Genomic DNA, 10,204 nt, shown 5'->3' on the forward strand with positions numbered 1-10,204 from the left:
TGTTTGCGATTCCCCATAAGGTGTCGCCGCTCTTTACTGTATAAGAAGAAGTCGCCGTGTTACCAGAATTAGAACTAGTAGATCCGCTTCCTGTATTTGTAGTTGGTGGTGTTACTGTACCGCCTTGAATTTTTAAGCTTTGACCAACATAAATCGTATCGGATTTCAAGTTGTTCCATGATTTCAAATTCGCGACCGAAACGCCTTTACTGTTTGCGATTCCCCATAAGGTGTCGCCGCTCTTTACTGTATAAGAAGAAGTCGCTGTATTGGAATTTCCAGGAACAGTTGGAGCAGGATTGGGATTAGCAGGTACTGAAGGAGCAGTTACATTTCCTCCAGTATACCCTCTATCAAATCTTGTTAAATCATAATTTTTAATAATTGCATTTAATTTAGAAGCATAAGAAGGATCGGTAGCATAGCGACCTTGAAGCCAAGCCGTTGCTTCTGAATAACTATTAGTATTACTCATCCATGCACCTGAATAATAACCATTATCCCAATTCGTTCCATTTTTCAATAAGTTTGCATTATCTTGTAAAGACTCTGCATGAGATGGGTATTTTTTAAAGTTTTGCGGAATATAAATCCAGCCGCCACTTGCACTGTATTCTGAAGTATACATTGTTACAGATTGTCCATTATAACTGCCTTTGATTCCAAATAAATTATGGTTTGGAGAAGCAGATAATTTACTAGAACCCCAGCCGCTTTCCAAAGCTGCTTGTGCAATCATAATTGAAGCATATAAATCATTTTTAGGTGCAACTTCAGCTGCATACGCTCCAATAAATTCAACAAATTCAGCATTAGACATGGTTTGAATTGCCTTATTCGTATTTAAAGCTGCCGTTGCTGCTGTTGCCGCTTTTACAGTTTCAGCTGCAGCTTTATTTACTGACAATACTTGTCCTGGGTGAATCAAATCAGAAGATAATTTATTCCAGCTCTTCAAATCAGCTACAGAAACTCCATTTGCTTTAGCGATTTTGTTTAATGTGTCACCGGATTTAATGACGTATGTTTTTGCGTTTTCCATGGCTTTAGCAGCCTTTTCTTTTGCCGCTTTTTCTTGAGCTGCTTTTTCTTGAGCTGCCTTTTCTTGTGCTACTTTTTCTTTTGCTGCTTTTTCTTGAGCTGCTTTTTCTTTAGCAGCCTTTTCTTGAGCCGCTTTTTCTTGTGTTGCTTTTTCTTGTGCTGCCTTTTCTTGAGCTGCCTTTTCTTGAGCCGCTTTTTCTTGTGCTACTTTTTCTTGTGCTGCTTTTTCTTGTGCTACTTTTTCTTGTGCTGCTTTTTCTTGTGCTGCTTTTTCTTGTGCTGCTTTTTCTTGAGCCGCTTTTTCTTGTGTTGCTTTGTCTTGTGTTGCCTTTTCTTGTGCTGATTCTGTCAGTTCTTCAGTTTCATCAACTGAGCGACTTTCTTCAGCAACATCTTCGTTTATTTCATCTACTTCAGTTGTCACTTTTTCTTCTTCAGTCGTCTTATTTGTTGAATCTGCTGCGACTGTTTCTTTTGCTGTTTCGCTTACCACAGCATCCGTTTCTATTTGTTCTGGTTCTTCTACTTCTTCTGTTTCTTGTGTCCTTTCTTCTTCAGAAATGACATCTTTTTCTGCCTTTAAGTGGTATGTATCTGTTGTTTCATTTTCCTCTACTTGTGAATTTAGCGAAGTTTCATTGTTTTCAGAATGAGAAGTTTCTACAGCTAGTTCCTCAGAAGCAATTGCTCCTTCTTCTGACAGCTGTTCAGTATCTTTCATATCTTCTTGTGCAGAACTTAATGCTTCTGTAATTAACTCGTCGATTTCTTCACTACTTAGTTCTTCAAAATCCAAACCTTCAAATACTTCCGCAGTCAATAAAGTTTTTAATTCTTTTATCTTTTGGTCTTTTTCAATGACAGATTCTTCCGACAGAACTTCTTTGCTGTTCTCTTTTAGACTTGCTGATGAAGCAGCTGTTTCGACAGCAGTTTCTGTACCTTCTGCAGCAACTTCTGGTTTATTTTCTAGTTGGTCTTCTAAAGTTTTATTACTTGTTTTAGCTAAATCATTAGCACTAGCAGATGCTGAAAAAGAAGGAAAGGCCAATAAGCTAACTAATAAAGTTGTACTTAACACTGCTGTCCCTCTTTTATACACAGCACTTGACTGATTCAATTGTCCAAACAACTTCTTACTACCTGTAGCGACGATTCTTTCTTTTCTAGTTTTTTCCAATGCTATACCTCCTGATTTAAACGATTCCTTCGATTATAATTAAACGCTTTAATCGTGAAAACAACTTATTATTAGTCCTTCTCCTATTATAGCGTTATGTAAGCTGTTTTAATAGAACTATCCAGTTCCATGACCATTTTTTAATATACGTTACACAATCGTAATATTTCTTGTGTAAATAACAATTAGTTCTTTAAACAAAAAAGCGGATGAGACCAAAGCCCCACCCACTTTTTCTGTTTCTTATTTGTTTTTCTTAAATGCAATTTCAAGATAGATACGAGCTTAAAGGACTTTTTCCGCTGTCTTTCTCATACTTTGAAATTAAGTATATTGAGGGTTGGCCAACCAATCAAAATCCAACAGATAATTTACTTCTTTTTGAAATGGCAGCCAAATCTCAGCTTCTTTAATATTCATTATCGCTTCCCAAAAGATCACATCTGCTTGTTGTTGTTTTGTTGTTTTAATTTTTACTAATTGGTTAGCTTCTGTTTGCAAGATTATATTTGGAAACTCAATACTTTTTATTTGACCAGAACCAATCATTTCTAAATTTTCCACGTCATCTATGAGCACTTTGTTACACCCCTATCTTCTAGCTAATGCTAGTGTACCGAATAGTTATTAAGGATTTAATAAGGAAGTGTGAATTCTTTGTTGTTTTTAAAAAACACATCTTTTTACTTTCTCAACTTCAAGACTGATAGCGCTCTGAGACTTAAGGCTTATTTATCGTTATGGCTATTGTGATAGGTTATATCAGGCGGTATAGTATCTTAGAAAGAGCTATAAGAAGTTGTTGTTATTTTTTAAAACTGACTTATTGAAAAAATATTTTATAAGAAAGAGGCAAAACGATGAATCAAGAACACTTTTTAATTGAGTTAAAATTAAACTTAGTTGATTTACCCCAGCAAGAAGTACTAAAGATTCTATCCCATTATCAAGAAAAATTTAGACTTGGATTAGAGGCTGGAAAGTCTGAAGAGCAAATTGCAAAAGAACTAGGCCATCCCAGCCGATTAGCCGCCACCATCTTAACTGATCGGGGCTTGCCGCCTCATTTAAAAGAAGATCATTACAGCCAAGGTGATTGGGTTGAATTCGAAACTCAACACAAAGCTCCAAAGCAAAAAAAGGATTATCCCAAAAGCAGTTTTTCTCCATTCGCTTATTTTTTCAGAGCCGTGTTCATTATTGGTCTCAATCTAGTTATTTTGTCTATTCCCATTGTCTCTTTTCTATTTTTACTTTTTGGGGCATGGATCTCTGGAATCGTATTGGTTTTTGCACCCATAGTCGGTATGCTCGGACTAATTAATGTTGTATCAGCTGCTACATTATTTCAATTATTCATCTCTATTTTATTGTGCGGTCTTGGCTTATTCATCAGTATTATTTGCTATTTTCTTACTTCTTTTTCACTTAAGCTGTTCAGACGCTACTTTTCTTGGTCAATTCGAATGATCTCAGGAGGTTCTCAAGCATGAAGAAAAAAACGAGAGCACTTATTGTTTTAAGTTTTCTTTTTATTATCGTTGGAAGTATTGGGGCAGGCCTTACATACGCAAAAGCTTATGACTCAATCTACGTCACTCAGCAAGAATCAATTTCCATTAACGGTATTAAAAAAATCAACCTTACAGGTTCTTCAGCCACTATACAAGTCGCTAAAACCCATGCAAAAGAGCTATCTGTTAAAATTGAAGGGTTGGATACCAATGCAACAGCTTATCAATTGAATTCCTCTAAGAAGGGGGATCAATTAAACTTGGCTATTAAAGAACATAAACAACGTTCGAATACGGTTTTAGATTTTTTGCAGTTCGAAAATGTTCACATTACACTTGAAGTACCTGAGTCCATCGATTTGTTGGCTCTTGATACTACTGCTGGTATGGTTTCAATTGATCATTTAGCTTTATCAGACGTAATAATTACTACAGATAGCGGCGATGTGTCTGTAGCAGAAAGCCAATTAGCGAATTTATCTATACAAACTTCTGCGGGAACAACACATTTGAATCAATCCACTATTCAAAAGGTAGCAGTTGATTCAGATTCAGGGTCCACCTATTTAAATGAAGTGATCGCTAAAGAAACAGCCGTTACAACTGATTCGGGACAAATTGATTTTTCTCAAGTAGCTGGAAATTTAGCTGCACAAGCAGATACCGGTACGATTTCTTTAGCCAACCATACGCTTAAACAGGAAACAGCATTTACAACGCACTTTGGAACGATTTATGTTACTACAGAACAGCTTCCTTCTGATTTATTAATAACTACTTCCACCAACTTAGGCCGCGTTTCGCTTTTTGATAAGTCTGTGCCTACTGTTCAATTTGGTAAAGGCAGCCACTCCATGCAATTAAAATCAGATACAGGTGATATTTCAGTATTAACAGAGCAAGAAGAAGAGTTTGAAAACAACTAAATTCTTTAAGTTGTTACGTCTCTTCAAATTTGTGCAGATAAAAACGTTGTGGTAAAATGAGTACTTGTTTCAAACAACTTCATGAAAAATTTTTAATAGAAAGTATGAGAACATGCAGACAAAAAAATTCGTTTCACAAGCACCTTATTTTACAAGCCTTTTATTGTTTTTTTTATTCAGTATCATTGCTTTTGGACTCTATATTCAGGCGGATTGGATACAATCTTTTGATCAATTTATCAGTCAGCCAATTTTAGAACAGCGATCTGAAAATAAAACACTCTTTTTTATAGCCTTCACTCATTTGGGCAGTGTGGCTGCAATGGTTTTAATCGTGCTTCTTTTCAGTTCTTTTTTATTCTGGAGAACTAAAAGTCTAGGTATGGTGTTTTGGTTTGCATTACAAACTATTTTAGGAGCTGCTTTGTTAAATCACTACGTTAAAGATATTTTCCAACGGCAGCGTCCAACAATTAAACACTTAGTTGTGCAAGGCGGCTATAGCTTCCCCAGTGGGCACTCCATGGGATCATTGATTTGCTACGGCGGTATTGCTTTTCTGCTCATTCAACTCACTAGACGCTCCGTATGGAAAAGATGCATCTTCTTTTTTACTGCTGTACTTGTCCTCTTAATCGGCATGAGTCGGATATACGTAGGTGTCCATTTCCCTTCTGATGTTTTAGGCGGATACTTATTAGGTGGAGCTTGGTTATCCTTAATGATTGGACTTTACCAAAGGTGGCTGCACTGGTTTAACAAGCGAACTTCTCCGCATAGTGAATAAAATTGTGCCACTTGAATCGTTTCAAGTGGTATTTTTTTGCGTTAAAAATTAGCATGTTCGTGTTAAGATAGAATTTGAAAGATAGGAGGACATCAAAATGATTGAAAATGCCATGCGTTACAGTCATACATTATTAAAAAATACTGTTATACCGGGAGATACAGTTATTGATGCTACCGTCGGAAATGGCGGAGACACCATTTTGTTAGCCGCTTTAGTAGGAAAGACCGGTAAAGTTTATGGTTTCGATGTCCAATCACTGGCTCTGCAAACCACCAAAGAAAAGCTTCTTTTAACAGGGTTAGGCGAACAAGTCGACCTTTACTTGCAAGGACACGAGACTTTAAAAAGTGTAGTCCCTGAGAAGACAGAAATCGCTGCGGCGATTTTTAATTTAGGCTACTTGCCAAAAAGCGATAAGAAGATCATTACAAAAGGAGAAACAACTATTCAAGCAATCCATGCCATTCTGCCTATGCTGCGAAAAGGCGGTTTGGTTCTATTGGTGATTTATTCTGGACATCAAGGAGGTCAGACAGAAAAAGAAGCTGTTTTAGCATTTACTGAACAATTGCCCCAACAATTTTTTAATGTCTTGCATTATGGATTCATCAATCAACGCAACGATCCGCCCTTTTTACTTATAATTGAAAAAAAATAACCAAATAAAGAACTGCTGACAGTAATTAAACACTGCCAGCAGTTCTTTATACTTAAATCACATTTTCTTTTTTTGCGAACTGATTGAATACTAAAGCAAGTACAACAGTAATAAATCCATAGATAAAAACATGGTGAATGCCATCGTATAAAATCATTCTTAAGGTTGGCAATAAATCTGGATCTAAATGAATCGCTGTTAATGGATTGATTAATTCATTCATCATTTTGCTTTCTACACCTTTTGATTGATGGATTTGTAATTGTTCTGCCATTTTATTGTTCAAAACAATTCCATAAAGAGAAATCATAATGGTTTGCCCTAAAATCCGAAATAGGGTATTTACCGATGTAGCGATACCGATTTGGTTTTTAGGAACAACATTTTGAATTGTAACGGTAGTAGTCGTAATCGTTAATCCCATGCCTAATCCAATAAGCGCGGTAATTAAAAGAAAAACGTAAAAAGGCGTTGTGAAAGGTAATAAAGTTAGTATCAAAGCGCTGATACTAACGATTAATAGACTAGTCGTTAAAATAGTTTTAACTGGCCGTTTAAGCATCATCTGTCCAGCTATAAAAGACCCTACGATCCAAGTAAGCGACATTGGCGTGATTGCAAATCCTCCCATTGCGGCTTTTAATCCTTTTAAACCTTGCATCCACATGGGAATATAAACATCTACTCCTATTAAAAATCCGCTGACTAAGGCAGCAGCTAAATTTTGAATAACAAAAGTCCGGCTGCTAAACAAACTTAGCGGTAAAATAGGATCGGCTGCACGTTTTTCTGCAAATATAAAAATAGCGAAACAAATTAGTGAAGCAACAAACCAGTCCAACATAGAGAGCTTAAATTCTTCTGTATCTCCTATTATTTGAATACCATATAATAAAAACAATAAAGTGCCTGTTAAGGAAATGCTTCCTAAATAATCAACTGCTTTTCTTTCATACGTAAACTCTTCGTGTAAGAAAGATAAAAACAGCAAAATGGTGATGATTCCAATAGGAACATTAATATAAAAGATCCAATGCCAGCTTAAATGATCAACTAGGAATCCACCGAACAACGGTCCAAAAATCCCTGCTACTCCCCAAGCTGCTCCATTTAGCCCCATTACTTTTGCACGTTTTTCTATCGGATAAATATCCGCAATAACTGTTGATGTTACCGGCATGATTGCACCGGCTCCTATCCCTTGAATAGCTCTAAACAGTATCAGTTGAGTCATAGTCTGCGAAAGACCACATAAAGAAGAACCAATTACAAAAATAAGCAGTCCTGCTATCAAAATAGGTTTTCGACCGATCATATCTGATAATTTCCCATAAATAGGTGTCATAATAGCATTAGTCAATAAATAGATCGAGAAGACCCAGTTCATAATGGACATTCCTTCAAGGCTGCCGATAATCGTCGGCATAGCTGTTGAAACAATTGTTCCTTCCACAGCCGTCATAAATGTCGCCACAAAGATCGCAATGGTTACGATCGTTACATTTGTTTGTTTTTTATTTTTTTCCATATTTACCTCCAATTAAATTATTTCATAGTTAATTTTTCTTGTGCGTATATGTAAAGCGCATCCTAACCCTCTTAAGATTAGAATACGCTCGTCGATTATCACGCTAAAGAATTTTTTAATGAATTGATTTTATCTGTCTTTTCCCAAGGCAAATCGATATCCGTTCTGCCAAAATGTCCGTAAGCAGCTGTTTTTTTATAAATAGGTCTTTGAAGGTCCAGCATTTTTATAATCCCAGCTGGTCGCAAGTCAAAGTTCGCTCTTACTGCAGCAATTAAATCAGCTTCGCTCTCAGTTCCCGTTCCAAAAGTATCGATGGCAATGGATACTGGATGTGCAACTCCAATAGCGTAAGCTAGTTGAACTTCACATTTTTCAGCTAAACCTGCTGCTACAATATTTTTAGCGATATATCGAGCAGCGTAACTAGCTGAACGGTCAACTTTCGTCGGATCTTTACCAGAAAATGCTCCGCCGCCATGACGAGCATATCCACCATACGTATCAACAATAATTTTACGTCCAGTCAAGCCCGAATCTCCTTGTGGCCCGCCAATCACAAAACGGCCAGTTGGGTTAATAAAGTATTTTGTATTTTCATCTAATAATTCTTTTGGAATAACTTGATTGATGACTAATTCCATAATATCTTTTTTCAATTCATCAGTAGTTGTATCCGGATGATGCTGTGTACTGATAACCACTGTATCTACACGTAAAGGCTGGTTATTTTCATCATATTCGATAGTTACTTGAGATTTAGCATCTGGTCTTAAATAATCAAGTGTTTTATCTTTTCTCAGTTCCGCCAGTCTTCTAACTAAACGATGGCTTAGCGAAATAGGTAGCGGCATCAATTCGGGTGTTTCATTGATTGCATAACCAAACATCAACCCTTGGTCTCCTGCTCCAATTTGATCCAGTTCATCTTCATTCATTGTTTTGTATTCAACTGAATCATTTACGCCTTGCGCAATATCAGCAGATTGTTCATCAATCGCTACAATCACTGCACATGTATCGGCATCAAACCCAAACTTAGCTCTCGTATAACCAATATCGCGAATGGTGTTACGAACAACTTTTTGAATATCCACATAAGTAGAAGTAGATATTTCACCGACCACTAATACCAGACCCGTTGTTACAGTTGTCTCGCATGCTACACGTGCATCTGGGTCTTTGGCGATGATGGCATCTAAAATAGCATCGCTGATTTGGTCAGCAATTTTATCTGGATGTCCTTCTGATACTGATTCAGAAGTAAATAATCTTCTTTCTGTCATTTTTGTTCCCCCTTTAAATTTTCGGTTACAAGGCTTCTCCACTTTTTTTATCAAGCGAATCCTCTCGGGAATCCATTTGCAAACCTTATACATTTTAACACACTTCCCAGACTTTAGGTAAAGAATATTTTAATTTTAGAAAAGTTGATGAAAGGCCAGTCTGTAGACATTTTATTTTGTTCATTTGACTAAAATCAGCTTCCTACTTAGAAAAATATTAGATTCTCAAATTTAGCACTAATGAGTAAGTGTACCTTCTGCTTCATATAATTAGCTACTTAATTTTTTCAAATTAATTTAACCTTATACTGTGTCTTCCTGTAATTTTTGGTAAGATAGAAACGAGACGCAAGCGAAAGGAGTTTTACCGTTGAATAAAACCATTTATACACAATGGAGGGATTTTTTCTTCCATCCGTTTTTTATTATTTTAGCAACTCCCCTGACCTACTTATTAATAGGCACCATTTATGCTGCCCAGATAGTTAAACTATCTCTTCTTCCTTTTTTTATGCTTTATCTTTTTATTTTACTCAATCAATTTTTAGAAAAGATGGTTGCCAATTGGCTCCAAAAACCTGAAAAGGTATTGTCTTTTATTTTACTAGTGAGCGAAATGATTAACCTTTTAGTAATTATTTATTTTATTTCTTCTTTAAACTCTTTAATAGGCCTGCTTTTAGTACTTTATAGCTTGTTGATTCAAGGACATTCTTATCTAATCAAAATCGGATTGGATTGGTTCTCCATTGTTATGCAAGCCATTTTTAAAGGTGGTATTTTAACTTATCTTAGTTTTTCTATTCAATTATCTTTTATTCCAAATACGCTTTTTTTATGGAGTATTCCCTTAATTGTCTTAGCACTACTGATAGAGTTAGGCAATTACCAAGTAAAACTAGAACAAATAACAGCTTTAGCAGAAAAAACAATAGTTTCTGTTCGAAATTTGCATATTTTATTTATTGGCTTACTCGTATTCCTTTATTTGAGTAGTTTCTTTATATTATGGCCTGCTTTCGGATATATTACCTTGTTTTTATTATTGAGTATGCCGATGGCTGTAAAAGTAATGCGTTCTTTTCAGCCAGTTAAAAAGGAAGAAATGAGACGTTCCTCGCGGCTTAAGCAATTATCTGCCTATTCCATTTTCTTCCTCTTAATATTTGCAGCTATTATCAGTACCCGGTTTTTCTGATTCTAAAAAAGACCATCAATACTCCTTATAAGTATTGATGGTCTTTTTTAGTTCTCGTTTTTAAATAAAAAGCGGGATAAGTC

Annotated in this window: 9 protein-coding genes and 1 riboswitch; of the genes, 5 read left to right on the forward strand and 4 right to left on the reverse strand. The window is 36.0% G+C overall.

The annotated features are described in order from the left end of the window. Positions 1-2,221: LysM peptidoglycan-binding domain-containing protein (locus RT405_RS10850; RefSeq protein ID WP_313469648.1), on the reverse strand; the 2,221-nt coding region annotated here is incomplete at its 3' end. A gap of 324 nt (positions 2,222-2,545) precedes the next feature. Beyond that, complete coding sequence (locus RT405_RS10855) at positions 2,546-2,800, reverse strand: hypothetical protein (RefSeq protein WP_313469649.1); 255 nt, start codon at positions 2,798-2,800, stop codon at positions 2,546-2,548. Between the two features lie 281 nt (positions 2,801-3,081). Between RT405_RS10855 and RT405_RS10860 the strand changes: the two genes are divergently transcribed. From RT405_RS10860 to RT405_RS10875, 4 genes are all read left to right on the forward strand, one after another. After that, entirely contained in the window at positions 3,082-3,714 is a 633-nt protein-coding gene (locus RT405_RS10860) for an HAAS domain-containing protein (protein WP_313469650.1), read from the forward strand. Further along, positions 3,711-4,661, forward strand: coding sequence for a DUF4097 family beta strand repeat-containing protein (locus RT405_RS10865; RefSeq protein WP_313469651.1), 951 nt, complete (start codon positions 3,711-3,713; stop codon positions 4,659-4,661). Before RT405_RS10860 ends, RT405_RS10865 begins: the two co-directional genes overlap by 4 nt. 112 nt (positions 4,662-4,773) lie before the next feature. Beyond that, positions 4,774-5,448, forward strand: a complete 675-nt coding sequence (locus RT405_RS10870; RefSeq protein WP_313469652.1) for a phosphatase PAP2 family protein — start codon at positions 4,774-4,776, stop codon at positions 5,446-5,448. Between the two features lie 97 nt (positions 5,449-5,545). Beyond that, a complete protein-coding gene (locus RT405_RS10875; protein ID WP_313469653.1) occupies positions 5,546-6,109 on the forward strand; it encodes a class I SAM-dependent methyltransferase in 564 nt (187 codons plus the stop codon). A 52-nt stretch (positions 6,110-6,161) separates the two neighbouring features. Here RT405_RS10875 and RT405_RS10880 read toward each other — a convergent pair whose 3' ends face one another. Together RT405_RS10880 and metK are read right to left on the reverse strand one after the other, a co-directional pair. Then, the gene (locus tag RT405_RS10880; protein ID WP_313469655.1) at positions 6,162-7,637 is read right to left on the reverse strand and encodes an MDR family MFS transporter; all 1,476 of its coding nucleotides are present in this window, start codon (positions 7,635-7,637) and stop codon (positions 6,162-6,164) included. A gap of 98 nt (positions 7,638-7,735) precedes the next feature. Next, complete coding sequence (gene metK / locus RT405_RS10885) at positions 7,736-8,923, reverse strand: methionine adenosyltransferase (RefSeq protein WP_313469656.1); 1,188 nt, start codon at positions 8,921-8,923, stop codon at positions 7,736-7,738. After that, positions 8,921-9,011, reverse strand: a riboswitch (SMK box riboswitch). It overlaps the preceding gene by 3 nt. Positions 9,012-9,293: 282 nt before the next feature. Between metK and RT405_RS10890 the strand changes: the two genes are divergently transcribed. Next, complete coding sequence (locus tag RT405_RS10890) at positions 9,294-10,121, forward strand: hypothetical protein (RefSeq protein ID WP_313469658.1); 828 nt, start codon at positions 9,294-9,296, stop codon at positions 10,119-10,121. Positions 10,122-10,204: the final 83 nt, after the last annotated feature.

It is taken from the genome of Carnobacterium sp. (assembly GCF_032094055.1).
GTDB lineage: Bacteria > Bacillota > Bacilli > Lactobacillales > Carnobacteriaceae > Carnobacterium_A.

Coding starts and splice junctions, on each gene's coding strand:
- RT405_RS10875 (WP_313469653.1), top strand. CDS start 5,546: ATGATTGAAAATGCCATGCGTTACAGTCATACATTATTAAAAAATACT.
- metK (WP_313469656.1), bottom strand. CDS start 8,923: ATGACAGAAAGAAGATTATTTACTTCTGAATCAGTATCAGAAGGACAT.
- RT405_RS10880 (WP_313469655.1), bottom strand. CDS start 7,637: ATGGAAAAAAATAAAAAACAAACAAATGTAACGATCGTAACCATTGCG.
- RT405_RS10865 (WP_313469651.1), top strand. CDS start 3,711: ATGAAGAAAAAAACGAGAGCACTTATTGTTTTAAGTTTTCTTTTTATT.
- RT405_RS10870 (WP_313469652.1), top strand. CDS start 4,774: ATGCAGACAAAAAAATTCGTTTCACAAGCACCTTATTTTACAAGCCTT.
- RT405_RS10860 (WP_313469650.1), top strand. CDS start 3,082: ATGAATCAAGAACACTTTTTAATTGAGTTAAAATTAAACTTAGTTGAT.